Here is a 914-nt window from a genome sequence, read left to right on the forward strand (position 1 = left end):
TTGGCGGTTGCCGAGTCGCTGCAAAAGCGCGGCCATCATGTGATTTGGCTGGGCAGTCAGGATTCGATGGAAGAGCGCATTGTGCCGCAATACGGCATACGCTTGGAAACGCTGGCGATTAAAGGCATCCGCGGCAACGGCATCAAGCGCAAGCTGATGTTGCCGTTTACACTGTATAAAACCGTCCGTGCGGCTCAGCAGATTATTAAGAAACACCGTGTCGAGTGTGTTATCGGTTTTGGCGGTTTCGTTACTTTCCCCGGCGGCTTAGCGGCAAAAATTTCCGGTGTGCCGATTGTGATTCACGAGCAAAACGCCGTAGCCGGTTTGTCCAACCGCCAATTGTCGCGTTGGGCAAAACGTGTCTTGTACGCTTTCCCCAAAGCCTTTCAACATGAAGGCGGCTTGGTGGGTAATCCTGTCCGTGCCGATATTGCGGCATTGCCTGTTCCCGAAGAACGCTTTGAAAACCGTCAAGGCCGTCTGAAAGTTTTGGTGGTGGGCGGCAGTTTGGGTGCGGATGTGTTGAACAAAACCGTTCCGCAAGCTTTGGCATTATTGCCTGAGGAGGTTCGTCCGCAAATGTATCATCAGTCCGGCCGCAATAAATTGGGCAACTTGCAGGCGGATTACGATGCGTTGGGTGTGCAAGCCGAGTGCGTCGAATTTATTACCGATATGGTGTCTGCCTACCGCGATGCCGATTTGGTAATTTGCCGTGCCGGCGCGCTGACGATTGCCGAATTGACGGCTGCCGGTTTGGGCGCATTGCTGGTGCCGTATCCGCACGCAGTGGACGACCATCAAACAGCCAATGCGCGTTTTATGGTACAGGCTGAAGCTGGTTTGCTGCTGCCGCAAACTCAACTGACGGCAGAAAAACTGGCCGAAATCCTCGGCGGATTAAACCGTGA

1 protein-coding gene is annotated in these 914 nt (G+C 53.9%); it reads left to right on the forward strand.

The features are described from left to right. Positions 1–914 (forward strand): undecaprenyldiphospho-muramoylpentapeptide beta-N-acetylglucosaminyltransferase (gene murG / locus ACTHS3_RS15410; RefSeq protein WP_440368425.1); only part of this gene is annotated, 914 nt, incomplete at both ends.

It is taken from the genome of Neisseria sp. P0009.S007, assembly GCF_051962515.1.